Below are 25,224 nucleotides of genomic sequence, written 5' to 3'. Positions count from 1 at the left end.
TCCAAAGCAATCAGAGCATAGGTAGGGAATTTAAGAAGAAATGACCTTATGGGTTTTATATTTTCGCATTCTCTACCTTTGTTTACCCACTGGTCTTCATAGTGAATCGGTCTTAGTGACGCTTGGGTGATTCTCGGACTGGGTTAATGGGTTTTTGGAATTAATTCACCTAACCACTGCAACCATGAAAACTGAAAAATTCTTGGGAATAGACGTGAGCGCACACTTTATCGTCTATGCCCTACTCGATCACGATGGCGATGATCTTAACTCTTATTTGAAGTATAACGGTCAATCAATTAAGAAAGTGTACCCTAACCAGTACGGTATTCGTGAGGTCTTGGAGCTTGGAGCTAAATACGCCATCTTGGAGCCAACAGGTGTCAACTATTCTAAAATCTGGGCGCAAACTTTAGCCGCCAACGGCGTAGAAATTCTCTGGGTAGGACATTGTGAACTGGCAAGCTTTAGACGTGACAATCGCTTAACTGGTAAAAATGACTATGCCGATGCTTTGGCACTGGCAACCTATGGGTTAAGACGATGCCACAAACCAAAATACTTTATCAAGTTTGACCCATTCTCAATTAGTGGGGAGCTGCGACAACTCTCACTTCAACTATGTCACCTGAATAAATGCCAGTCGCCGATCGTTAATCGCATTCGTCAAAGTCTGGCTTATGAACTGCCAGAAATCGCAGAACATTCTGCCACCAAGTCAGATGACTTAGCCGCCCCTCTATGGCGTTGGATTGCAGGTCGCAAGGTTAGCACTCAAAGTAACAATAAGTTTAATAAGTTTTTAGTGTCAACAATCGGTAATGGCATTAGTGAATTTACCCGTCACCATGCCAAACGGCTATGTGATATTCATGACCAAGAAATTGAAATTGAGCGATCGCTATTTGGCACCGTCAAAGATCCAATGTTCGATAAATATAATCAGCTCTTTGATAAGTTCAAGTTTGGTAGAAGGGTTAGGGCAATGATTCTAAGCACGATCTACCCCTTTGAAACCTATCTAGGTGCTGACAATAAAGAAATCGTGGAACTGGTCAAAAACCGCAAAAATAACGGCACATCAAAGCGTTATAGGTCACTGTCCAGCTTTAAGCTCAGTGTTGGCTTTGGGCTTGTGGAAAAGTCCTCTGGTAAGGAAATGAAATGGGTAGTCGGCGGTTCTAACCTATGCCGAATAGCCCTATGGCAGTGGGAGTTTACCTGTATAGAGATCAAGCGTCTTAGACCTGACACAGAACAGGGTAAATGGCTGGGAGAGTACAGGGATAGGCTCAAGGACAATGGAATTAATATGCGCTTAGTAAGATCAAAAGTATGTGTTAAAGCGGTTGAGATGCTTTTTTATTTCTGGTAAAGCTGTTTATACTGAATATGGTGTATTGAAATTTTAAGAATATCCCTGTGAATTATCGCCTTCCTCTAACTGCTGCCTTAGTCACCCTGACGTATGGAATGACTTTAGCCAATGCCGTAAATCCAGTAAATGCCCAAGCATTAATTCCCCACACAATCAAACTTAATTTTGGCAACGTCGAGACCCAAGCACTGGCACTGGCACGGGATGCTGCCCAGTTAGCACAGTTTCAGCAATACGATCTAGCTTTATCCAGAGCCAGACTTGCAGTACAATTATCGCCCCAGTCCTATCAAACCCAAGCAGTGCTAGGTAGTATCTATTTACGGACAGAGGAATATCCCAAGGCGATCGCCTCATTTTCCAATGCTTTAAATCTTAAAAAGGATAATGCTTCGATCTTTTTCAGTTTGGGGGCTGCCTATTTACGCAATACCAATTATCAATTGGCGATCGATAAACTTAAACAGGGTTTGACTCTTGCCCCTAAATCTCCCACAGCTTTATTTGATCTTGGCAATGCTTATTTTTTAACTAAACGCTACGATGAAGCGATCGCCGAATTTAATCAGGTTCTCAAGCTAGAGGATAAGTTTTGGGCAGCAACTAATAATATTGGATTAGTAGAATATGAACGGGGAAATGTGGATATTGCCATCAAAAAATGGGAAGAGTCCATTGCCCAGGGTGAAACCATAGAAGATAAAGCGGCTGAGTCCCGTTTAGCATTGGGTATAGCTACTTATATTAAAGGCGATCGCCCCAAGGGATTAAGACTGGCAGAGGAAGCTCTAAAAATAGATGTGCGCTATGGCAAGCCCGAATTTTTGAAGGAAAATCTATGGGGTGACAAACTCCTTGCGGATGCCAAAACAATCCTAGCTACTCCCACCCTAAAAACTTTAGTTGATCAAAGTAATATTCCTTTGACCAAAAATGATCCCAAAAATACTCCGAAAAAATCCTAAAGTAATCCTTCAAGCTTACGACGCATAATTTCAATTTCTAAAGCCTCTGCAGAAATCTCGACATCATCATCACTGGCAAAATCTGAATCATCAAAATCATCATCGGATTGCCAGTCAGTTTTTTCGACATTATGGGCGGGAGGAATGGCTAGTTCATCTTCATGCACAATATTCAGCCCTAGTCCTGTATCTTCACAAATTTCCACTAATTCTTTTTCGTCAATACTTTCTGTGACCGCACTGGGAAAATCCTGTGCTTCTAACAACATGGCATACCTGAGAGCGTCATCTTCTTGGGTAAATGCCAAGACAATATTTTTACCATTTTCTAGGCGAGTATAAATACCCTGATTGTGAGAATCTGCATTAAATAGTAATACCCATACTTTCATTGGTCTTTCCTTTTTTTAGTCCTGTGATTATAAGTTATTGGCAGTGTTCTAAATCAATTTTAAGAGGAGTAATTTTAAGAAGTATTGGCTAAGGCATTAAGATATACCGCCACAGTTTGAGCCGCTAGGGGTACCCAAGACCACCGTTCCTGTAGTTCCTTAAAAGCTTGGGCTGCCAATTTAGCACTATATTCTGGATTTTGTAGGATTTCGATAATGCCATTTGCTAACGATTCACTATTATTAGCAATAGTGACAATGCCTGTTTCGCCATTACGCACCACCTCTGGAAATCCCCCTGTATTGGAAACTACAACGGGAACCTTAGTGGCAAAACTTTCTAGGGCAACTATGCCAAAGGGTTCATAGAGGCTAGGAAACACGGCACAGTCAGCAATGGTTTGAAATTTGGTTAATTCGGTATCTGACATAAATCCAGTGAAAATTACTTTGTGGGCAATACCTAGGTTCCAAGCCTGTTGTTTGAGTGAATCTGTATCACCAGAACCGATAATTACAAACTTAACATTACCTTTTAGGGCTGGAATTACCCTAGTTGCGGCATTAATTAGTAAAAAAATACCTTTTTCGTAAGTAATTCTACCGACGTAATAGACAATTTGCTCATGGGATTCAGCAAATTTTGTGCGTAGTTGGGCTTTGTCAAAGTCAAGGTTTTGAAATTTAAATAGTCGTTCTTGACTTAAACCATTATAAACCACATCAATTTTGGTGTCGTCACAATTAAAGACACGGGTAATTTCTGCCCGCATATAATTGGTACAGACAATGACACGGGTAGCACGGGTGGCTAACCACGTTTCTTTACTGTGGATATAGCGTTGGGTATCATTATGGATGCCGTTATATCTACCGTATTCGGTGGCATGAATTGTGGCAACAAGGGCAATATTAAATTTTTCAGCAACGGCGATCGCTGCATCCGCTACTAACCAGTCATGGGCGTGAATGATCTGAAACTCCTGATCGGTACTATCAAGTAATTTAATTAGATACAAGTTCATCGCAAAGTTCATATTGCTGACCCAATTAAAAAAATCGCGATCGTACTTCACGGGGACACGATGGACATAAATACCATTAACTAGCTCAAAATTAGCAATGCCTTCCACTTCTACGGTAATTAAATGCACTTCGTGGTGAAGTAGCACAATTTCGGGATAAAGTTCAGCCACATGGCGAGATATACCGCCAATAATGCGAGGTGGAAACTCCCATGCTAGAACTAGAATTTTCATGAAAAACTGGACGTGGGTTATTGTTAGGGCAAATGAAATTTGGAATAGCTATCTACCATATTTACATAACCATATTTACATAACCATATTTACGGAAAAATTGCCGTTAGGTTGCCATTGCTTTAGCTAGGGGGATATAAAGCAGGTGAGTATGGCGAACAATTAAGTTTAATAATTGTGGTATTGCTTTGATAGGGACTCTCCTCACAACTTGCTCAGCTTCGTGCGATAAAGGTTGGAACAGAAATAGAGCGCAAGAAGGCAGCTATTTCCAACTAAACTAAAGAATCAGCGACTTGAGAACATTGTTCTTTAGCATTAAACTCTAAACGAATCGTATGATTGAGATTATCTTTAATAGAGTCAAGATGAGAGATAATTAATACCTGTTCAAACTGCTGTTCGAGGGCATTAAGCAAAGCTAAAACATTATTCCTGCGTCCATCATCAAGGGAACCGAAAACCTCATCCAAAATTAGTAAAGAGAAAGGTTGTCCACTGCGTTCTGTAATCATCTGGGAAATTGCCAAGCGGAGGCTGAGATTCACAATATCCTCTTCTCCTCCTGAAATTACGGGTTTACGATCACCATCGGCAAGAACAATCACATTATATTTAGAATCAATCTCAATGGTGTTATAACGTCCATCCGTTAACTGATTTAGAAAAATACTGGCAGCATCGGCAAGTTGGGGACGAATTTCTTCAGTGAAATGTTGGCGCATATCTGTGAAGGCATTATCTAATTCCTGTAATAAAATTTGCTCTTTTTTGGCAGTTTGGTATTCAGCTTGTTTGAGGCGATACTCATCCGCTTGTTTCTGAGCTGTGGTTAGAGCTTGGGTAATTAGAGCCTGTTGTTGCTGAGCCTGTGCCTGTTGGGTGCGGATCCTATCTAGATTTTGATTGGCAGTGGCGATCGCCTGTTTTAGATCAGAGTATTCCGATTCTTTAAACTTTAACTGCTGAATTTCCTGCTCCAGCTTGCTAAGAAGGTTCTGAAGTTGGCTTTGTTCTTGGTTTAGATTTACCAATTCCCCATCAATTTCATGGAGCCGTTGGCTTATACCTTGCGATCGCAGATATTGTTCATATTTAGGTTTTAGGGATTGAATTTGACTAGAGAGATGATTATATCTATCCAGATCAAAAGAGTGGGGCAAGTGAGAAATTTGGACTTGGAGTTGTTTAATCTCTTGGGTTTTAGCGTTTTGTTGGTTTTGTAATAACTGGAATCGAGTTAAATCCGTAGAAATTTTTAGTTCTTCCTGCTGCTGTTGTTTAATCAGGTCGGCTATTTGTGTTTGAGTTTGCTGTAAACTTTTTAATGCGACTGGGGTTTGCTTTAGATCGGCTAGCTCGTTTTCCCATGTCTTGAGGTGCGATCGCAGGTGATCCAATTGTGAGGTAAATCCCTCCACTACATTTTCATATTCTGAATGCAAAGGACGCTCACAGGTAGGACAGATACCTTCGACTCCTGCTGCTAGAATTACCTGCTGTTGATTGGCTAATTTACTCAAATTTTGCTGTTCGGTTTTAATTTTGGCTTTGAGTTCTGCTTGCGTGGTTTGCCATGTTTGGGTTTGGGTTTGGATTTCTAGATTAATATGTTCTAGTTGTGCTTGGGAATGTGCGATCGCTTGGCGAATATGGCTAATATCAATATCTTTTAGTAGGTCTAAATCTTGCTCTAAACTCTGTAGTTCTTGGTTGAGGTGAGTTAATCTCAGTTCGAGGTCAGTTTTTTTCGTAAATTCCTGCTTCACGTTAGTCAACGCCGCTAATTCTGTTTCCATTGCTTGATAATTTGCCACCTCTACCGCCAGAGTTTCATAAATTTGAGTGGCTGTATAAATTTGTGATCGCTGTTCGATTTTTTGCGAAATTTCCTTAATTAATCTAGCTTGCTGAGTTTGATAATTTTGTACTTGGGCGGTTAATTGATAATGCTGATCCCTTTGCTGTTGCAGTTGGTTGAGTTGGGGTTCTAATTGGGCAGCATGGGCGATCGCTAATGTAAGAGCCGCTGTTACTTCTGCAAGTTGATGATTTGCCTCGGTTAATTGATTTTGATAAAGAATAATTGCGTCTTCAATCTGTACCTGATCTCCCAAAGCTCCTTGTAATCGATCTACGGTTCTTTCCTGTTGGCGGAGGTCAAAACGAATTGTCCCCTCTTTTCCCGCCGCACCTTGGACTTCGCTAATTTTTTCGTAGCCCAACATCTTGGCAATAAATCTTTCCCGTTCTACTGCTCCTTTGATCGAGCCTAAAAAATTCAAGTCTTTCTGTCCCGTAAAGTAACTATTAAAAAACTCTTGGTGAGTCATTGCTAAAAGTTCTAAAATCTTCTCATTTACTGCCTTAGTTGAGGTGGCGACAATTTTTTGGTTTTGGGTTAATTCGGCATTAGATTTACTACTAGACTGCGATCGCTTAACTTTTAAGGTCTGCCCATTAAATGCAAAGGTTAATTCTGCCACCGCCGTAGATTTCCCCTCAGCCATGCGCCAAATTACACTATCATTGTCTCCCCTTGTAATCTTCCCGTACAATGCCCAAGCGATCGCCTCTAAAATAGTAGTCTTCCCCGACCCATTTTCTCCTAAAATCCCAATCAAGCCTGTGGGAAAATGAATTTGCGTGGATTTGTGTTGGCGGAAGTTTTCTAAATACAGAGAAATCAAGCGCATAGTAAACTGATAGGAAGTCTTGTCATCATACTACGTTAAAAAATCATTAATAAACCCGAAAGTATATGGAAGCAGTCCTCAAACTCCTAAGAAGATATAAATTTGACCTTGGCGATCGCTCCATAACTGAAATTTCCACAGCATGGAGTCAGTATGATCCAATTTGGCTAAGGCTAGCTGTGACTGAGGCTTTATACAGAGGTCGTTATAAGGTAATTTCTGTTGAACAAATCCTAGAAACATGGCAACGCAAACAGGAAACCTTCTTTCAATTTGATGATGAATTTGAGCGGCTAGTCTGGGGAAATTTAGCAGCGATCGCCCATGACTTAACTACTGCATCTAGTCAAGGTGAGTCTTATAATACTGAAACTGAAAATTCCGATAATTTAACCGATAATTTTAGTGGGTTATCTAATTCCGAGCATAGATCAACGCATAGATCAATACTGAAATCAACAATGATGCAAAAACTTAAATCCCTCTGCCAAGCCTAATTGCTCTTTTTCTCTAAATATTGGCTGAAACCAACCTATTTTGATGTAATTTTAGGCACTAGATTTTAAGGACTCCAAAATCTAATCATTTTTGCAATCTTGGCAAAATTAACTAAAAAATACCCAAATCTCAACAAAGTGGGTAGATATTAATATTCAAATAACTGCAGAAACCTAGCTTAACTTCAGTGAAATTCAGTGATTAGTAGTAGCTAAAACCTTTGTGACATTGACTTTAAGCAGTTTAGAAAAACAATTGCTAGAGTTAGAAGATTTAGATAACTCTTGATAATTTAATCCCGGATAGTAAGCTTCGATCACTTTCCCAGTCCGAGTGCAGGAGATCAATAAATAATCACATACCCCGCATTCAGTTTGAACTTGAGCTAGCAAGGGTAAATAGAGTCTCTCCGCAAAAGAGCCACAGTTGGGGCAGCGTACAGATTGAATTATTGACATATTTTTAAATCCTTAAGAAATTATTAAATTGTTTTGTAAAAATAAATGGTTTTTATAAATTTTTGAATTCAAAATTAAATAAATATTAAGATATTTTATGAATAAAAAAAGTATTAAATTTATCTAAACTAATCAATGACATTAAATTTAGATATATGAATCTATAGGTACATATTATACGAGTTGTAAATAATTAAATGGGTAAATACTTAATTACATTTTGCAAACAATTACTAAGCAAAACTCGGGGATCAGTTAGGTGGTAATGATCCCTGACTGTCAGTCCATAGAAAATTTATGCTAAATTAGCCGAATTTTGATCTATTTGTAGATTATTAATGTCAAAAAAATGTTAAATAAAACACCATCTTATACACACTAGCTCTAGTCGTTTCTGCAATCATCTCTATATAAATTACTGACAATTCAATCTCAATTTTATATAAAGAGGCATAATTACTAAAAAACCCTAGTTTTAGGTTTCTAGGGTGAAAATATAAATAAATTTATTAGCCTCAAGAGTAGCTTAAAAAGTAACTACACCACGAATAGACTCACCTTTGTGCATGAGGGCAAACGCATCATTAATCTGTTCAATGGGCATCACATGGGTGATCAAATCGTCAATATTAATTTTCCCATCCATATACCAATCCACAATCTTGGGGACATCCGTTCGACCTCTAGCTCCCCCAAAGGCTGAACCTTTCCAAACTCGCCCCGTAACTAGTTGGAATGGACGAGTGCGAATTTCCTGTCCCGCTCCTGCTACACCAATAATAACGCTGACCCCCCAGCCTTTATGACAACATTCCAAAGCTTGACGCATGACATTGACATTGCCGATACATTCAAAACTGTAGTCAGCACCACCTTTAGTCAAATCAACTAAGTAGGGAACTAAATCTCCTTCTACTTCAAGGGGGTTAACAAAATCAGTCATACCAAACTTTTCTGCCATAGCTTTTTTAGCGGGATTGATATCTACGCCAATAATTCGGTCAGCCCCTGCTAGTCTTGCCCCTTGGATCACATTTAGTCCAATTCCACCCAAGCCAAACACCACAACATTGGCACCCGGTTCAACCTTAGCAGTATAGATCACTGCGCCAATTCCCGTCGTTACGCCACAACCGATATAGCAAACCTTATCAAAGGGAGCATCTTCACGAATTTTAGCGACGGCAATTTCGGGTAAAACTGTATAGTTAGCAAAGGTGGAAGTTCCCATGTAGTGATGAATCATTTGTCCATCTATGGAGAAACGACTGGTACCATTGGGCATTACTCCGCGTCCTTGGGTAGAGCGAATGGACTGACACAAATTGGTCTTACGACTTAAACAATACTCACACTGCCGACATTCTGGGGTATAGAGCGGAATGACGTGATCCCCAACCTTTAAGCTTGTGACTCCACTGCCGACTGCAACGACGATACCTGCCCCTTCATGTCCTAAAATTGCGGGAAATAGTCCTTCTGGATCATCGCCTGATAAAGTGAAAGCATCGGTATGACAAACGCCACTGGCTTTAATTTCAATTAAGACTTCTCCTGCTTGCGGTGGGGCAATTTGGACAGTTTCGATGGTGAGGGGTTTCCCAGACTGCCATGCTACGGCTGCTTTAGTATCCAAGGTTTTTCTCGATTTATATTTATTTAAATTTCTGCTATACCTTATCCTAAAACTGATATTTAGCTCTAAGACCTAACTTTTGCAAAATATTTAGAATCAGTCTTTAGGATTCTCTGGCTCAATAGCTAATATCAATGTGATTAATAAATGGTGATTAATAAATGCGATCGCAAACTGAGTTAGGATAAATGGTATCAAAACAATGTTAAGAATATGGTTCGATCCGCACAAGCAATTGCCCCTCATGGTGGAGTGCTAGTTAATCGTTTAGCGTCAAAGTCCCAAGTAGGCGAGTTTTTAAGTAAGGCAGATTTTTTACCAAGGGTACAGTTATCAGAGCGATCGCTTTCAGACTTAGAACTAATAGCGATCGGGGGATTTAGTCCCCTCACGGGATTTATGGGCAGCGCAGACTACGAATCTGTGGTGACAAATATGCGCTTGCATGACGGCTTGCCTTGGTCAATCCCTATTACTTTACCTGTTTCCGAGGCGATCGCATCTCAACTTAATATTGGTACTTTAGTTAGATTAGATGATCCTGCGGGCGTATTCATCGGAGTGTTGGAGCTTAGCGAAAAATACACCTACGATAAATTAAAAGAAGCTCTGCATGTTTATCGCACTAACGAAGAGCGTCATCCGGGAGTCAAAGTAGTTTATAACCAAGGTAATGTCTATTTAGCAGGTGATATTTGGCTGTTAGAACGGCGATCGCATCCTCAATTTCCCACTTATCAGATTGATCCTCAAGAGTCAAGGGAGTTATTTTTACAAAAAGGTTGGCGGACAATAGTTGGTTTTCAAACCCGTAATCCGATCCACCGTGCTCACGAATATATACAAAAATGTGCGCTAGAAATCGTAGATGGGCTATTTTTACATCCCCTAGTCGGAGCAACAAAAAGTGATGATGTGCCTGCGGATGTACGGATGCGTTGCTATGAAATTATGCTAGAGCATTACTATCCCCAAGATCGAGTTACCCTAGCCATTAATCCAGCCGCTATGCGGTATGCGGGTCCCCGTGAAGCTATATTTCATGCGTTAATACGGAAAAACTATGGCTGCACTCATTTTATTGTGGGACGAGATCATGCGGGAGTTGGGGACTACTACGGTACCTATGATGCCCAGTATATTTTTGATGAATTTACGCCCTCAGAATTAGGGATCATGCCTATGATGTTTGAGCATGCTTTTTACTGCACTCGTACCAAGGGTATGGCAACAACGAAAACTAGTCCGAGCTTGCCTGAAGAACGAATTCACCTATCGGGAACTAAAGTTAGAGAGATGTTACGGCGGGGTGAATGTCCACCTCCAGAGTTTTCCCGTCCTGAAGTGGCGGCGGAATTAGCTAAAATTATGCATAAAATGGCGATCGCTGAGGCTGCATCTGAGTTCCAAATCTAGGAATTATTGAATAATTTAAATCTAAATATTTTGAATAATTAAATACTTCTCAGCAATATGACCGAATTAATCTCTCCGTCACTTTCCTCTGGTTGGTTTAGTTATGCGATAAGGGTTTACCCGCATCATACAGATTATGCTGGCATTGTTTGGCACGGTAGCTATATTACTTGGATGGAAGAAGCGAGGGTGGAATATCTGCGATCAGCAGGGGTCAGTTTTGATCAGTTAGTTGCTGCGGGTGTGGATTTACCAGTTGTAGATTTGACCTTACGCTATCATCAAGCTGCCAAAATGGGTGAAGAATTACTAATTATGACCAAATTCAGCAAATCTCAAAAACTGCGCTTAACCTTTGACTATGAGATTAAAGCTGTTGATCCTACTAATCCCGAAGGCGATCGGCTATGTGTGACAGCATCAGTGAGTTTAGTTCCAGTTGATTCGCAAAAACGTAAAATCTTGAGAAGCCTACCGTCCTTACTAGATCAAGCGATCGCAGGATTACTAGGATAATTCCCAAATATCTATAATTTATATAACTAGTTTAACTAGGGTGAGATATGCTATTAACTGATAAAGTTAATGAATTTGGGGTTGTGGCTCAGTTGGATAGAGCAAGCGCCTCCTAAGCGCTAGATCGGCGGTTCAAGTCCGCCCAATCCCGTTCTTATTTTTCAATACTTTCAGCGCCAAAAAAGCATTTAATTATTTAAGGCTCAAATCCTTCCAATTCAGGTACATCAGCTACAAGATGTACTCCTTGAATGTAAAGCGATCGGGCATATTTACCGATTTTTTCTAAACGCAACTTAGTACCTTGCTTTTTAGCTTGTACAGCCATATCAATAGCCGCACCCACGCCACGGCTGACAATCTTAGTCACTCCTTCAAAATCAAGTACAATTACCCCAAGTCCTCTTTCTAGATAAGGCTGCACAGATTGACGAAAGTAGGGGACAGTGGTCACGCTTAAAGCCCCATTTAGCTTTAGGATGGCACGATCTCCATCTAGCTGTTCAGAAATCTTAAGTTCGTCTTGAAGAAAAGAAGAATGAGTCATGATTAAGATGCCACTGGATTTAAGTCAGAATTTTTTAGAAAAGTACTCATACGAATTGTAGTGCCAGCCTCTGAAGATTCGATTTCCACCTTGTCTACTAAGGATTTAATCATGTGTATACCAAATCCGCCATTTTTAACACCGATTTGAGAAATCAAATCAAAGTCTGGGGATGGTACCGCATCGGGATTAAAACCAGGTCCATGGTCTCGAACCTCTAAAACTAGGCTACCATGCAGGGCGGTAACCAGAACCTCAATATCATCATCAGTAGTACTGTAAAGAATTGAGTTCACACAAGCTTCAGTAAGTGCTTGAACAATATCTTGCACTCTATTTGCGTCAAAGCCCATTTTTTGTGCCAATAATTCAACCGCCACAATCGGGATATCTTCAATACCCTCAACTGGAGGTATAGAAATTTTTAGCTTAAGTGATTTATCGCTCATGCTTGATTTGATTAGCACTGCATTGGGGCAATTTTATCACAGTAATACCGTTAGATATTAATTTTTGTAGTGGTATGCTCTGAATTTAAGAATTCACCACTTCTTGAACAATTGGCGCAAGTTCTCCCCGATTGTGCATTTCCATGACAATATCACACCCCCCAATAAACTCACCTCCAATATAAACCTGAGGAATGGTGGGCCAGTTAGAAAATTCCTTAATTCCTTGGCGTAGTTCGGGGTCTTGTAAAATGTCTATGGTCTCGAATGGTACCCCTAGGGATTTAAATACTTGGATTGTGGCAGCTGAAAAACCACATTGAGGAGCATTGGGAGTGCCCTTCATGTAGATCATGATCTTATTATTATTAATTTGCCCTTCAATTTTAGTTTGGAGAATTGGATTCATACGAAGTAAACAAGATATATAGACACAATCGCTATTTTAGCTTGTTATATAACCTATGACTTATTTATGATCAAGACTTGCTCTGCAAAAGCAAACAGGTAACTAACTTTAATTCTTTTTTATTGCATTGTTTTTTATTGGTAATACACATCGGTTCCCCATTTCGATAAATTATGGTTTCTGAGGATGTATCAGGGTGAGTAGGTTCAAAGGCGATCAGATACCAAATTCCTTCAAGCTTTTGATACTGATGATAGGTATCTATTTCTAAGCATGTAATTTCTGTAAATTCTAGAACTGGGTCTGGATCAATTTTTCGATATATACAAAGTATGCCAGTATCTGGATGAATATAAAGCTTTCCTACATAAAGTTGATAAAAACTATAGGAGTTTTGACTTGGTTTTGCGAAGACTATGTTGTCAACGATTTGAACATGTTTTTCTACAAACCGCCAGACATGAGACAGAATATGCTGCCCAGAGAGTGTCTTTATGTCCAATCTTTGACTAAGTTCTTTGTAAACCTGATCCCAAGGCAAGCCCACCTTAGAGTAAAGTAGTCGCCGTAGTGGGGCAATATGGTCGGAGAAATACTTTGTTTTGCGAAGCGGCTTAATTTGGTAAGGAGTTAGTAGTCCATCCTCTTGTGCTTCAATGGTTAGTCTTCGTAGTCTTTTTTTATAGCCTTTCTTTTTTAAGCTTAGATGTGCTCCGCCACGGGGACGTTCAATTACTATTTCATTGAGACGATGTTCACTCATGGGAATCATTAACTTTGTATTATACATACTACATTTGCAGTATAAAATTGTCAATGCTATCTTTCCCTCGTCCTAAAAACTTAAAAGTTCAAATTATCAAATTAAAGTTCAGGCAATTTGATTTAGCATACGATCACATAGCATTTACTTTGCCAATTACATAACCCCGTGTTAGATATTAAACTTCTGCGGTCGCTAGACCGAAATATAATTTCTTGGTACTGATGGGATGAGATAGTTGCTTACTTTCAGTGTTCCTAGGTAATTTATTCAGCATTTTAATTACTCAACCCACGGAAAAACGCACTTTAGTCTATCCCTATTGTTAGTCTAAAAGATGTAGATTTTAGCGTTTGTTCAATGATTTGTTATACTTTCAACTAAATTTTGGGGATTGTACTTTACTGGAAATATTAGGGCTTAAAATATAAGCTCTTAGTCTGTTTCGCAATATTACAAACTTTTACTATGCCTAAAGTATTTGCGGGGATATTATTTTCATTAGGATTTATTTTTTTAGCAGTGACGGTATCTGTAGCTTTTACTAAAAACCCCACTGCAGAGGATAAAAGTGCCGCCCTAGGTGGATTAATTATTGGGGTGCCAGCCACAGCAGGAGGAGCATGGATTGTCTGGGGATTAAGAAAGAAAAATCAATATTCCCAAAGCGATCGCCTCGAACAATTAGAAAGAACTTTTTTAGAATTAGTTGATAGTAATGATGGGAAAGTGACTGCGCTTAAATTTGCGATCGCCACCAAGTTATCCCTAGAAGAAGCAAAAATTTATTTGGATCAAAAAGCCGTGATGTTAAATGCAACTTTTGAAGTGTCAGAGGAAGGTGGGATAAATTATCGGTTCCATTTGGATTAAAGTGTGTGATTAAAACCAGTTGATAACCTTAATTCAACTATCCTACGATGACTTATGGCTTACGAACCGTTACATCATAAATATCGACCTCAAACTTTTGCTGATTTAGTTGGACAAGAGGCGATCGCTACGACTTTAAGTAATGCCATGAAAACCCAAAGGATTGCTCCAGCTTATCTGCTCACGGGAGCGAGGGGAACGGGTAAAACCTCTACCGCCCGAATCATGGCAAAGTCCTTGAACTGCCTGAGCTTTGATGTACCTACAGCCACACCCTGCGGTAAATGTGAAATGTGCCTGAGTATTATTAGGGGTAATGCCTTAGATATTACGGAAATTGATGCTGCTAGTAATACAGGAGTAGAAAATATTCGAGATTTAATTGAGCGATCGCAGTTTGCCCCAGTCCAAGCGAGGTATAAAGTATATGCGATCGATGAATGCCACATGCTCAGTACGTCAGCATTTAATGCCCTACTCAAAACCCTAGAAGAACCACCTGATCGCGTCGTTTTTATCCTAGCTACCACCGATCCCCAAAGAGTTTTACCAACAATTATTTCTCGGTGCCAGAGATTTGACTTTCGGCGGATTCCCCTAGAACCGATGGTGCAACATTTAACCCAAATTGCCCAGATTGAAAATATTAATATTAATCCCGAAGCTTTATTGTTAGTGGCACAGATGGCACAGGGGGGGTTACGGGATGCCGAGAGCTTATTAGATCAGCTTAGTTTGCATGTGGGTGAAATCAAAAATGAAACTGTATGGGATTTAGTCGGTACAGTACCAGAACGAGATTTGTTAGAGATTTTAGAAGCGATCGCTCTGCAAAATTCCGTGGCTGTGATTGAAAAGATTCGCCAAATTATGGATCGAGGTAGAGAACCATTAACGGTATTGCAAAGCTTAGGAGGATTCTATCGGGATTTATTAATTGCTAAAACCGCAGGTGATCGCCAAGATTTAGTGGCTTTAACCGCAGGCACATGGGCAAAATTAAACCAAATAGCTCAGGAGTTTCCCCTGGAAAGTATTTTATTAGGGCAGCAACACTTGCGATCGGCAGAAGTACAAATTAAAAACACAACCCAACCTCGACTGTGGCTGGAAATTACCCTAATTGGTTTATTTAATCAAGTTGGTTTATCTCATCAATCAATCACTTCTAATGTTTCAGTTTTAACCTCAAAAACTCCAGCATTAACCCCTATTCAAAATCCAAGCTCTACTATTTCAAATATTGCACCCAGTGAACCACCAACTACAGCTACTCAAGTTCCAAGTGCAAATATCTTAATTCCAACTTTTAGCAGTGAATCAAATGAATCATCCATATCCTCCTATCAAGACCTAGCCATAGCTTGGCAAGAGTTGATTAGATATTTATCTCCCCCTTCTAAAGCAATTTTTGTGAATAAGGCGATTTTTCTGGAAATAAATCATGACCATGTGGTAATCGGCTTAAAGGATAAGGGTTTAAGGGAAATTGCGATTAAAAAGCGAGAGGAACTAGAAAAATGTTCTAAACAGGTTTTTAAACGCCCCATGCAGGTTAAATTCCGATTTGTAACCTCGGAGACGGAAACCCAAAAATCTTCTCTATCCCCATCTCCAACATCTGCACCAACTCCCATAGCTCCAACTACTCCTGTTGAGAACCCTCAGATTCCTGAAAGCAATTTAGCCATTACTAATCTTCCTAAAAGTAATCCTAGTCCTAAAACTGAAGAGAAAATAAATGAAAATGAAAATATATCTCCTCAACCCGATCTGTCTGCTCCGCGATCGCCCCAAGCATCGGAAGCAATTAAGAATGTAGTTACCTTTTTTGATGGACAATTGATTAACTTAAATTAACCAGAATTTAATCAAATACCACGGTGCGAATACCTAAGCCCGAATTTGCCGACTGCCCATAGACTAAAACTCGATTTTCTAGGTGTTGTCTTACTGCCCGTGCCAGTACAATTCTTTCTAAATCTTTACCCTTACGGATCAGATCATTAACTGAATCTCGATGGGAAACTCGAATTACATCCTGCTCAATAATTGGACCTTCATCTAGTTCTTCAGTAACGTAGTGGGCGGTGGCACCGATAATTTTTACACCACGTTTATAGGCACGATGGTAGGGATTTGCACCCGCAAAGGCAGGTAAAAACGAATGATGGATATTAATTACTTGGGAAAACTGAGAAAGAAATTCTGGGCTAAGAACCTGCATATATTTTGCTAGTAACACCAGATCGATTTGATATTGCTTTAGGAGTGCCAGTTGCTGTTTTTCTTGCTCCAGCTTATTTTCAGGAGTAATGGGAAGGTAATGGTAGTTAATGCCAAAATTATGTGCCACCTGTTCTAAATCGGGATGATTGCTGATCACCACAGGGATGATTGCGGGTAATTCATGCGATCGCTGCCGTAAAATCAAGTCGTACAGACAATGATCTTGCTTTGACACAAAAATAGCAATGCGGCGCACATAATCGGAAAATTGAATATGCCATTTAGCTTGAATTGCCGATGCCAGTTGTGCAAACGTTGGCGCAATTTCTGTTCGAGTTAAACCAAAGTTATCTAAGTCCCACTCTACCCGCATTAAAAATAAACCAGCCGTGCTATCAGCATGTTGATCGGCATGGAGAATATTACCGCCGTGGGAAAATACCCAATCGGAAATTTTGGCAACTAAGCCTTTTTGATCGGGACAGGAAACTAGTAAAGTCGCAGTATTCATATCAGTAGTTCAATCACGCTTGAATCATTAGAAATGACTTTGTTAATTGCCGCAAGGTATTTTTTGATCTTAGCAGTAGTGGTAATGACCAACTCCAAAGGCTGCGAGGGGATGACATCCTCACCGGAGGAACTGGCAATGATCAATATTTGTTCCAAGTTGATGGTATTTTCAGCAATACCTTTTCCCATTCTTTAAGAAGATTTCCCCTTTGCTCCCCAGTCATCATAGTGACTGGGGAGCAAAGGTTCTAGCTTTTAATGAAGCTGAACCATTGCCTGTTTTTATAACTTGTTATCCTGTACTCAATCCATTACGATACAACTCAATCGTTGCCGAGATCCAGCTATACATAAATTCAAGCATCGTTCAGTTAGAGTCTTCTTATTAAGAGCATTACCTTTAGAAGCACTCCAATCATTGGTTGTCATGAAGGTTTGTACACAGGAGATTCCCCATGACAAATTTTACACTTACTACGGGTATAGACAATATTAGCGGAGGAGCAGTCGATGATACTTTTCTTGCTAATTACAATAATGGAATGACGGGTACATTTGCTATTGGTGACAGTCTCAATGGCAATGCAGGTATAGATACACTGAGTATCACTCCTATTGGTGTCGCGGCGATCGCTCCACCTGACAGTCTTTGGAATAACATTTCTAATATCGAAAAGATTGTAATTAACTCCACTAAACAGGGTGCTCAAACCATTACCACAGGTGCTGCGTTTCAATCTGCGTTTTCGGGAGCAGGGATCGGTCTGACCACCACCTCGGATGCAGGGGCAATTACTATTGACATGAGTTCATTTACAGGGGCTGCGACTCTCGAGTCCCTATCTACAGCAGGGGCACAGACGATTACCATGGGGGCAGGGCTTGCCACAGTCACTGCGACCTCCAGTGCAGGGGCACAAACTATTGTAGGTGGAAATCTTTTCAAAGTAGCGGCGACGTCGACCAATGGTGGACAGACTATTACCAGTACAGGTAAAAATTCTGTCACGCTCACAGCCATATCGAATGCGGGTGTGCAGACGATTAGGACTGGTGCAGGTGCAGATGTGATCACCGCGACAACAACGGCTGAAACTAATACCATCACGGCTGGTGCGGGCAACGATACAGTCACAATCCTTGCTTCGGCAACAGGCAACTATACTGTCAATGGCGATGATGGAAACGATACCATAATCGCCGGTGGTGGCAACGATACGCTCTATGGTGGAACGGGTAATGACGTTCTAATCGGACTCAATCCGAATAGTGTAAATCTTGGACGAGGTGAGATAGACAATCTCAATGGTGGTTTAGGAAGCGATCGCTTTGTCTTAGGCGATTCCACTTGGATTGGCTACGATGACGGAAGTAATACAGCTAGTGGTGTTGCTGACTATGCTAATATCGCTGACTTTAACAGTAGCCAAGGCGATGTCATTCAACTTAGAGGCTCAAGTACCGACTATTTGCTTACAGCAGTTGGTGCAGACACCCAAATTTTAATCAAAAAAGCAGGAGCCGAACCTGATGAACTGATTGGGATCATTAGAAATCAAGCCAGTTTAAGCCTAACGGGTGCTTACTTTGCCTATAAAGAGCCACCCCCATCAATCACTTTAGCGGTAGTACCAGCAAGCGTTACTGAAGATGGAGTAGCTAACCTTGTCTATACCTTCAGCCGCACGGGATCTATCACTAAGGCTCTCACCGTCAGCTACGGTGTCACAGGTACAGCCGACAGTAACGACTACACGGGCGCAACCACAGGAACAGGCAAAACCATCACTTTCGCAGCAGGTGCAGCAACTGCCATCTTAACAATTAATCCCAAAGCCGACACCATTTTTGAAAATAATGAAACTGTCGCTCTCACTCTAGCAATTGGAACTGGATATGTAGTTGGGACAACCACAGCCGTCACAGCAACTATTACCAACGATGATGCCTTACCCAAAATTAACCTCAGTGCCAAGCAGACCATTGTTGAAGGTTTCACTAGCCCTCAAAATGTCACTTATACCGTTACACTTTCTAACGCCAGTAGCCAAGCCATTACTGTTCAATATGCGACTGCCAACGGTACAGCTACCGTAGGATCAGACTATACAAGTACCAGCGGAACCCTAACCTTTAACGCAGGTATTACCAGTCAAGTGATCAACATTCCCATTCTCAATGATTCGATTAACGAACCGAATGAAGCCTTTACGCTCACATTGTCCTCTCCCACCAATGCAACCCTAGGTGCAACTACAACTACTACCACAACCATCACCGATACCCTAAGTACTTCCGTTACTACCACTCTCCCCACCAATGTCGAGAACCTGACCTTAACAGGAACAGCAGCGATTAATGGCACAGGTAACGCAGGTAATAACGTCCTCACAGGCAATAGTGCCAACAACACTCTCAGCGGGCTTAATGGTAACGATACCTATATCTTTGCTGCCAACAGTTTATTGGGAACAGACACGATCGCTGAAACAACAACAGGTGGGATTGACACAATTGACTTTAGCGGTACAACAACTGCCACAAATCTTAATTTGGGTGTTACGATATCACAGATGGTTAACAGTAACCTTAAACTCATCCTTGCCGCCAACAATGTCTTTGAAAATACTACGGGTGGTAATGGTAGCGATCGCCTCACGGGTAATTCCCTCAATAACACCCTCAAGGGTGGTATTGGTAATGACCAACTCCAAGGACTGGGCGGCAATGACATCCTATGGGGAGGGGAGGGCGATGACATTCTCACAGGAGGCGCTGGCAAAGATCAATATTTGTTTCAAGCTAGCGGTGTTTTCAACAATACCTTAGGTGTCGACTACATTAGCCAATTTGACATTGGGCAGGACAAAATCAAACTCAGCCAATCTACCTTCAATGCCGTTACTGGTATAGTGGGACAGCCTTTAACCGATTTTGCCTTTGTTACTAATGATGCGTTGGTAGATGCAAGTACTGCTCATATCGTCTTTAGCCAAAGCAGTGGCAGCCTGTTCTATAACCAAAATGGTAATGCTCTCAATACGTCATCAGTGTTTGAGTTTGCGCGTTTAGGTAATCCTGATATTCTACTTAGTAGTAGTGACTTAGTTTTAGGTTAATTAAATAAAACCCAGAGATGTCCTTAGAGCTATCTGGGGTGACTACCTTTACCTAATTGTCAATATTTTGGAGCCAAATATATAAATCTTCCAAACTTTCTAAATTAAACAAAGCTTCACTTAATACATCTAATAGTTCTGATGTTAAATGATGCAACCGAACTTTAATTTCATCGGGTATGTTTCCTAGTTTTCGAGAAAGTTGTTGTTTTAGCAGAAGCGAGCTTTTTCCCCCTTGGATACCTTCCTGTATACCCTGAGCCATTACCTTCTTCTCGTGCTGTTTCGATGACACCTTTCATGTCTCGATAGTACTTTAGTCTGTTTTCATAGGCATCTCTTTCTACTGGAGAAAAGTTCGTAATTTGGGCGACTTCAAACAGTTGCATAAATACATTTTCTTGCAACGGTAAATCTGGCAGATGTTTCAGCAAAAATAGCCACTTGTCACAATAGTTATTTAGTTGATCAATTGTTTTTTTGAATTTTGGTAATTCTAGATAAATAAATTTCAGCTTTCCATAGAAAACTTTGCAATCTTGATCTTTTAGTTCAACGATATGTAAGAAACTGTCATCATTTTTATCTTCATCAAAAACAAAGTCTAAAATACCAATGGGATAAACTGGAGCAAGTTTGTAGTTCCAATCTCATTTTTCGGCTTGGTCTTGAATGGGAAAGGAGGCGTAGTAAATGCTGCGGTCTTTAAAGTAATTATGTTTATGTTTGGCTTTTTGCATTTCGACAATAAATTTTTTGCCCTTTTCACTTTCGCAGTAAAGATCGAAGACAGCTTTACGATCGCTTGGGGTATTACCGAGGTTTTCCGTACTGCCGTAGGTGAGATCTTTGACCCGATGTTGGGGCGGTAATATGACATTGAGGAAATCAATCAATAAGTTTTTATTTGGCTCTGTTCCAAATAGTCGCTTAAAGCCAAAATCTGTGAGTGGATTGATATAGCGATCGCTGCTAAGACGAGGATAAAACATGGTACTACTCAGAGCGATTAGTGTCATGATACATAATTTACCAATAGGAGATCGCCCCTGATGCGACTACCGATTTGGCAGGTATTCAGATTATATGGATATGACAGATTGGGTGAGAGAAGTAAAAAAGTTTGTCAAAGGTGGGACTATCAGAAGATTAGGTTATTGCTTGTTGCAGGTTTGTTTAATACGGGGTGTAGGATTGTAACTTCAATAGGCTGTATTGCTTAGTCCAGTTTGAAAAGCTTTATTGTAAGTGATAACAGGCAAGTTTTCAATTTCGGCTTGAGGCATAATCATGTCATAATATTAGATTATCACTTACGCAATATAAAAGAAAAACCCAGATTTTATAATAGGTTTAAGGTTTTGCCACAATTAAAAACCCCGTCCTCAAACTCTCTTCAATTTGAATTTTATAAATATGAGGGCGTAAGTCCTATATTATTGAGCTATTGTTCTGAGGTTATTTGAGTTACCGAAAATTCCTGATTAATACACTACCAAAAATCAGGGTTCTCAGACTTTTAGTTGCACATCGGGTTTGATTATGTTAACTACTGAAGTACGAATGGCAGAATATAGTTTTAATATCCTCATTCATCAAGATTCATGTCACTTAAAGCGGGGAAAGAAGCATTAGCCCAAAAAAGATACACCGAAGCGATCGCCATTCTATCTCAGTATTGTGCGGAAAATCACCAAGAGCAAACCCGTGATTATATTCAAGCTCAGATGTGGTTAGTGTCTGCGTATCAACATATTGGCAGAGCGGATAAAGCAATTACTATTTGTGAACAGTTTATTAATCATAACGATCCACAGGTGCAAACTTGGGCAAAACAGGCTTTAAAAACGGCTGAACTGAACTTAGCAGGAATCGTCCCACCTCCTGTTACCTCAGTCATTAAATCTAAACCAAATCGCTATCGTAAAAACAGAGTTACTTTATCGGTAAAACCCTATGCTCAGCTAGTATTTAGGTTGTCAATGCTTGGCACTATTGGTTTAATTCTGGGGATTATTTTTGGGGTTTGCCTAGGCATAATTAGCCTGATTACCCCAACTTTAACCACAGGTTGGTTGTATGTTGCCATTGGTACCACAGCGATCGCCAGCATTATTTTATTTTTTATGTCCCCGTGGCTGATTGATATTACCCACAAACAGTTTTATCGGGTGCAATGGATTACCCTAGCCGATCTTGATCCTAAAGCTCCCGAAGCGGTTACGGTAATTGAAGAGTTTTGTCAAGCTCGTAATATCTTTGTACCCAAAATTGGTTGGATTGAGGATCAAAGTCCCGTGGCATTTATTTATGGAGTTCTGCCTAATTCCACTCGCCTGATTCTGAGCAGGGGCTTATTTATCACCCTTGATGATGATGAAATTGCCGCCGTGGTTGCCCAGCAATTAGGTCATGTTGCCAATTGGAGTTTTGCCGTAGTTAGCTTAGTCACTGCACCCAGTCAGCTAATTTATCTGTGTCATGTAATTATTACCCGTATTGGGTTTAAGCTCAAGGTTGGCAACTATTTTTGGCATATATGTGCGGCGATTCCTCGATATTTATACACCCTTACCAGTTATTTGGCATTTGGAGTCACCCGTTCCAGTGCTTATATCTGCGATCACTTTGCTGCTGAAGCCACTGGTAATCCCAATGCTTTGTCCCGTGCCTTAGCCAAAATGGCAAGAGATACCCCAACCCCTAGCCGCCTTTTAGAGTCAAGTGTTAACTTTGGTACCATTGATTCCCACACCTCCACTAGTGTTGGCATAGTTTTTCAAATTCTCTATGCGGGCTATTCGGAGGTATCTAGGGAAAATCTTTATAAAGTATTTTTGTGGGAGTTATTTAATCCTTGGGCAGTATGGACTGAGTTGCATTCGCCGCAGCCGCTAATTGGCAGGCGGATCAGGGCTTTAACTGCCTATGCCTATCAATTAGGCTTAACTGAAGAGTACGAATTTAGCCAATTATTGATTACAGAAAAAAGCTTGAATTTCAAGGTGCTTTATAAAAACTTTGCCCGTGATCTCTGGATTGAAACTGCTCCCTATACTTTTGTGGCGATCGCCCTAATTACATCGATGGGATTTTATTGGCTTTACAATAATTGGCTACTTCCCAGTTTAGTTGCGATCGCCTTGGGTCTAGGTACAATGCTTAGGGGCAGTCTCAGATACCCTGACTACACCAAAGTTACAGCCACTAATCTGGTGAATTTATTAATTGATCCCTACGCCAGTTCCCTCAGGGGGAAACCTGTCCAAGTCCCAGGGGAGTTAGTGGGATATAGCATCCATGACTTGCCTGATTACGATTTGAGGCTAGAGGATCAATCAGCAATTTTGCCTTTGCACTATATGCCCGATGTTCGGACATTTTTTAGCGATGCTACTCCCATTTTGACAAAACTAGAAAGTCTAGTGGGAGAAACAGTTTTAACCACAGGCTGGTTTAGAAGAGGAAATCGCCCTAGCTTTGATGTGTCGGTATTACAACCCATTTCTGGCGATCACCACCATCTGCCCTTAAAGAGCTATCATCAACTTTGGAATAATCTATTAAGCTCAGTTACGGTATTAGGTGGATTAGGCTTACTGGCAGCGACTTCATTATTTTAAATTTGAGGCAAAAACGAGCTAAAGGAAATTAGGCTACAGTAATGTTAGGCTTTTAAAGCCAAAAAATCAGAATTTTCTCCTTATTTTCCATTTTAATACCCTTAGATACCCACCATGCCCCACCCTTTTACGCTTTTAGGACAGTCCGAGGCACAGCTATCAGAGTGGATGGTACAGCAAGGACAACCCCGTTACCGAGGTAAGCAACTCCATGACTGGTTATATCACAAGGCAGTGCGATCGCTAGATGAGATCACGGTTTTTCCCAAAAGTTGGCGTGAAGAAATAGCTCAGCAGTCAATTAATTTGGGTAGATCGGAAATTCACTACCGTCAGCCGACACCCGATGGCACTGTAAAGTATCTATTAAAGTTATCCGATGGGGCGATCGTGGAAACCGTTGGCATTCCTAGCAGCCAAAGACTAACGGTGTGTGTGTCCAGTCAAGTTGGTTGTCCGATGGCTTGTGATTTTTGTGCTACAGGTAAGGGCGGATTTGATCGCAATCTGGCTAAACATGAAATCATCGATCAGGTTTTGACCGTCCAAGCGGACATGCAAAGGCGAGTAAGCCATCTGGTGTTTATGGGTATGGGAGAGCCATTATTAAATACAGATAATCTGGTCGGGGCGATCGCTGTATTAAATCAAGATGTGGGCATTGGGCAGAGAATGATGACTATATCCACTGTGGGTATTCCTAATCAAATTCTTAAACTAGCAGAACATCGACTCCAAGCCACCCTAGCTGTAAGTCTCCATGCCCCCAATCAACAATTGCGCCAAAGTTTAATTCCCTCTGCCGATCGCTATCCCATTGCCACTTTACTGAAAGACTGCCGAGAATATGTACAGATCACGGGACGACGGATTAGCTTTGAGTACACACTGTTGGCGGGAGTAAATGATTCCCCCAGTCAAGCTTTAGAGTTGGCAGGATTAATTAAGGGTTGGCAAAGTCATGTGAACTTGATTCCCTATAATCCCATTCAAGATGGCACCTATGAACGTCCTTCCCCTAGAGTGGTTCAAGCCTTTGCCGATGTTTTAGCTAATGCGAATATTACCGTTAGTGTGCGGCGGACTAGAGGTTTAGAGGCACAGGCAGCCTGTGGACAACTGAGGGGAACTCATAAACTATCCAGCTAATAGAGCATCTAGCTTACCTTGGGCATCTAGGGCATGAACTGCATCACAGCCACCAATGTGGAGATCGTTGATAAAAATTTGTGGTACCGAGTATTTGCCATCAGAACCCCTAGCCACCATAGCTTTACGGGCATTTTCGTCGCCATCAATGGCATATTCGATATAATCAATATTCTTGCGATCCAAGAGTCGCTTTGCTCTTAGACAAAAAGGACAAGTGCGCCAAGTATAAATTTCCACCTTTGCCATAGTTTATAAGCATTAAGCCATAAAGTCCTTAATATTATAGTGGTTTTGGGAGGTATACAAAATTCACCCCTCTGATCGTGACTCTAA

23 protein-coding genes, 1 tRNA gene and 1 pseudogene are annotated in these 25,224 nt (G+C 40.7%); 11 read left to right on the top strand and 14 right to left on the bottom strand.

Annotated features, from left to right (window positions below; translation table 11 throughout):
• Nucleotides 1–184: 184 nt before the first annotated feature.
• Complete coding sequence (locus SYN7502_RS16665) at nucleotides 185–1,375, top strand: IS110 family transposase (protein WP_015169896.1); 1,191 nt, start codon at nucleotides 185–187, stop codon at nucleotides 1,373–1,375.
• Nucleotides 1,376–1,422: 47 nt separating this feature from the next.
• The gene (locus SYN7502_RS16660) at nucleotides 1,423–2,343 is read left to right on the top strand and encodes a tetratricopeptide repeat protein (protein ID WP_015169895.1); all 921 of its coding nucleotides are present in this window, start codon (nucleotides 1,423–1,425) and stop codon (nucleotides 2,341–2,343) included.
• Here SYN7502_RS16660 and SYN7502_RS16655 read toward each other — a convergent pair.
• From SYN7502_RS16655 to SYN7502_RS16645, 3 genes are all read right to left on the bottom strand, one after another.
• Entirely contained in the window at nucleotides 2,340–2,735 is a 396-nt protein-coding gene (locus tag SYN7502_RS16655) for a DUF3110 domain-containing protein (RefSeq protein ID WP_015169894.1), read from the bottom strand. The genes SYN7502_RS16660 and SYN7502_RS16655 overlap by 4 nt on opposite strands.
• A 74-nt stretch (nucleotides 2,736–2,809) precedes the next feature.
• On the bottom strand, nucleotides 2,810–3,994 hold the full coding sequence (locus tag SYN7502_RS16650; protein ID WP_015169893.1) for a glycosyltransferase family 4 protein: 1,185 nt from the start codon (nucleotides 3,992–3,994) through the stop codon (nucleotides 2,810–2,812).
• Nucleotides 3,995–4,269: 275 nt separating this feature from the next.
• Nucleotides 4,270–6,690 carry an AAA family ATPase gene (locus tag SYN7502_RS16645; RefSeq protein ID WP_015169892.1) on the bottom strand — a complete coding sequence of 807 codons (2,421 nt, stop codon included), beginning with the start codon at nucleotides 6,688–6,690 and terminating at the stop codon, nucleotides 4,270–4,272.
• Between the two features lie 65 nt (nucleotides 6,691–6,755).
• On the opposite strand from SYN7502_RS16645, the gene SYN7502_RS18500 reads away from it, so the two are divergent.
• Complete coding sequence (locus SYN7502_RS18500) at nucleotides 6,756–7,187, top strand: hypothetical protein (protein ID WP_015169891.1); 432 nt, start codon at nucleotides 6,756–6,758, stop codon at nucleotides 7,185–7,187.
• Between the two features lie 195 nt (nucleotides 7,188–7,382).
• On the opposite strand, the gene SYN7502_RS21115 is transcribed toward SYN7502_RS18500, so the two are convergent.
• Together SYN7502_RS21115 and SYN7502_RS16630 are read right to left on the bottom strand one after the other, a co-directional pair.
• Nucleotides 7,383–7,646 (bottom strand): hypothetical protein, encoded by a 264-nt coding sequence (locus tag SYN7502_RS21115; RefSeq protein WP_015169890.1) that lies wholly within the window; start codon nucleotides 7,644–7,646, stop codon nucleotides 7,383–7,385.
• 526 nt (nucleotides 7,647–8,172) lie between these two features.
• Nucleotides 8,173–9,282 carry an S-(hydroxymethyl)glutathione dehydrogenase/class III alcohol dehydrogenase gene (locus SYN7502_RS16630; protein ID WP_015169889.1) on the bottom strand — a complete coding sequence of 370 codons (1,110 nt, stop codon included), beginning with the start codon at nucleotides 9,280–9,282 and terminating at the stop codon, nucleotides 8,173–8,175.
• Nucleotides 9,283–9,495: 213 nt separating this feature from the next.
• On the opposite strand from SYN7502_RS16630, the gene sat reads away from it, so the two are divergent.
• The 3 genes from sat to SYN7502_RS16615 all read left to right on the top strand — a co-directional run bounded on the left by sat (nucleotide 9,496) and on the right by SYN7502_RS16615 (nucleotide 11,365).
• Nucleotides 9,496–10,698: a sulfate adenylyltransferase gene (gene sat, locus SYN7502_RS16625; protein WP_015169888.1), complete on the top strand. Its 1,203-nt coding sequence runs from the start codon at nucleotides 9,496–9,498 to the stop codon at nucleotides 10,696–10,698.
• A 57-nt stretch (nucleotides 10,699–10,755) separates the two neighbouring features.
• Nucleotides 10,756–11,214: an acyl-CoA thioesterase gene (locus SYN7502_RS16620; protein ID WP_015169887.1), complete on the top strand. Its 459-nt coding sequence runs from the start codon at nucleotides 10,756–10,758 to the stop codon at nucleotides 11,212–11,214.
• 77 nt (nucleotides 11,215–11,291) lie between these two features.
• Nucleotides 11,292–11,365: transfer RNA gene (locus tag SYN7502_RS16615), tRNA-Arg, on the top strand.
• Between the two features lie 45 nt (nucleotides 11,366–11,410).
• On the opposite strand, the gene SYN7502_RS16610 is transcribed toward SYN7502_RS16615, so the two are convergent.
• The 4 genes from SYN7502_RS16610 to SYN7502_RS16595 all read right to left on the bottom strand — a co-directional run bounded on the left by SYN7502_RS16610 (nucleotide 11,411) and on the right by SYN7502_RS16595 (nucleotide 13,409).
• On the bottom strand, nucleotides 11,411–11,761 hold the full coding sequence (locus tag SYN7502_RS16610; RefSeq protein ID WP_015169886.1) for an STAS domain-containing protein: 351 nt from the start codon (nucleotides 11,759–11,761) through the stop codon (nucleotides 11,411–11,413).
• A gap of 2 nt (nucleotides 11,762–11,763) precedes the next feature.
• Complete coding sequence (locus SYN7502_RS16605) at nucleotides 11,764–12,210, bottom strand: ATP-binding protein (RefSeq protein ID WP_015169885.1); 447 nt, start codon at nucleotides 12,208–12,210, stop codon at nucleotides 11,764–11,766.
• A gap of 85 nt (nucleotides 12,211–12,295) precedes the next feature.
• Nucleotides 12,296–12,619 carry a Grx4 family monothiol glutaredoxin gene (grxD, locus tag SYN7502_RS16600; protein ID WP_015169884.1) on the bottom strand — a complete coding sequence of 108 codons (324 nt, stop codon included), beginning with the start codon at nucleotides 12,617–12,619 and terminating at the stop codon, nucleotides 12,296–12,298.
• 70 nt (nucleotides 12,620–12,689) lie between these two features.
• On the bottom strand, nucleotides 12,690–13,409 hold the full coding sequence (locus SYN7502_RS16595) for a hypothetical protein (protein WP_015169883.1): 720 nt from the start codon (nucleotides 13,407–13,409) through the stop codon (nucleotides 12,690–12,692).
• A gap of 441 nt (nucleotides 13,410–13,850) precedes the next feature.
• Between SYN7502_RS16595 and SYN7502_RS16590 the strand changes: the two genes are divergently transcribed.
• A complete protein-coding gene (locus tag SYN7502_RS16590) occupies nucleotides 13,851–14,255 on the top strand; it encodes a hypothetical protein (RefSeq protein WP_015169882.1) in 405 nt (134 codons plus the stop codon).
• A 54-nt stretch (nucleotides 14,256–14,309) separates the two neighbouring features.
• On the top strand, nucleotides 14,310–16,115 hold the full coding sequence (locus SYN7502_RS16585; protein WP_015169881.1) for a DNA polymerase III subunit gamma/tau: 1,806 nt from the start codon (nucleotides 14,310–14,312) through the stop codon (nucleotides 16,113–16,115).
• A gap of 7 nt (nucleotides 16,116–16,122) precedes the next feature.
• On the opposite strand, the gene purU is transcribed toward SYN7502_RS16585, so the two are convergent.
• Nucleotides 16,123–16,995 carry a formyltetrahydrofolate deformylase gene (purU, locus tag SYN7502_RS16580; protein WP_015169880.1) on the bottom strand — a complete coding sequence of 291 codons (873 nt, stop codon included), beginning with the start codon at nucleotides 16,993–16,995 and terminating at the stop codon, nucleotides 16,123–16,125.
• Nucleotides 16,992–17,186, bottom strand: a complete 195-nt coding sequence (locus SYN7502_RS16575) for a hypothetical protein (protein WP_041429591.1) — start codon at nucleotides 17,184–17,186, stop codon at nucleotides 16,992–16,994. Before SYN7502_RS16575 ends, purU begins: the two co-directional genes overlap by 4 nt.
• Before the next feature lie 266 nt (nucleotides 17,187–17,452).
• Between SYN7502_RS16575 and SYN7502_RS16570 the strand changes: the two genes are divergently transcribed.
• Nucleotides 17,453–20,116 carry a Calx-beta domain-containing protein gene (locus SYN7502_RS16570; protein ID WP_015169879.1) on the top strand — a complete coding sequence of 888 codons (2,664 nt, stop codon included), beginning with the start codon at nucleotides 17,453–17,455 and terminating at the stop codon, nucleotides 20,114–20,116.
• Between the two features lie 52 nt (nucleotides 20,117–20,168).
• Here the strand turns inward: SYN7502_RS16570 and SYN7502_RS20765 are convergent, their stop codons facing one another.
• A complete protein-coding gene (locus tag SYN7502_RS20765) occupies nucleotides 20,169–20,381 on the bottom strand; it encodes a DUF4351 domain-containing protein (RefSeq protein WP_015169878.1) in 213 nt (70 codons plus the stop codon).
• Nucleotides 20,287–21,108 (bottom strand): annotated as a pseudogene (locus tag SYN7502_RS16565) (Rpn family recombination-promoting nuclease/putative transposase). Before SYN7502_RS16565 ends, SYN7502_RS20765 begins: the two are co-directional and overlap by 95 nt.
• A 612-nt stretch (nucleotides 21,109–21,720) precedes the next feature.
• Here SYN7502_RS16565 and SYN7502_RS16560 point away from each other — a divergent pair.
• Nucleotides 21,721–23,739, top strand: coding sequence for a M48 family metalloprotease (locus SYN7502_RS16560; RefSeq protein WP_015169876.1), 2,019 nt, complete (start codon nucleotides 21,721–21,723; stop codon nucleotides 23,737–23,739).
• 114 nt (nucleotides 23,740–23,853) lie between these two features.
• Nucleotides 23,854–24,888: a dual-specificity RNA methyltransferase RlmN gene (gene rlmN, locus SYN7502_RS16555; RefSeq protein ID WP_015169875.1), complete on the top strand. Its 1,035-nt coding sequence runs from the start codon at nucleotides 23,854–23,856 to the stop codon at nucleotides 24,886–24,888.
• Here the strand turns inward: rlmN and grxC are convergent.
• Entirely contained in the window at nucleotides 24,877–25,137 is a 261-nt protein-coding gene (gene grxC / locus SYN7502_RS16550; protein ID WP_015169874.1) for a glutaredoxin 3, read from the bottom strand. The two genes, rlmN and grxC, sit on opposite strands and share 12 nt — an antisense overlap.
• Between the last annotated feature and the right edge of the window lie 87 nt (nucleotides 25,138–25,224).

It is taken from the genome of Synechococcus sp. PCC 7502, from assembly GCF_000317085.1.
In the GTDB taxonomy this organism is placed as follows: domain Bacteria; phylum Cyanobacteriota; class Cyanobacteriia; order Pseudanabaenales; family Pseudanabaenaceae; genus PCC-7502.
This window is presented reverse-complemented; position numbering and strand designations above follow the sequence as displayed.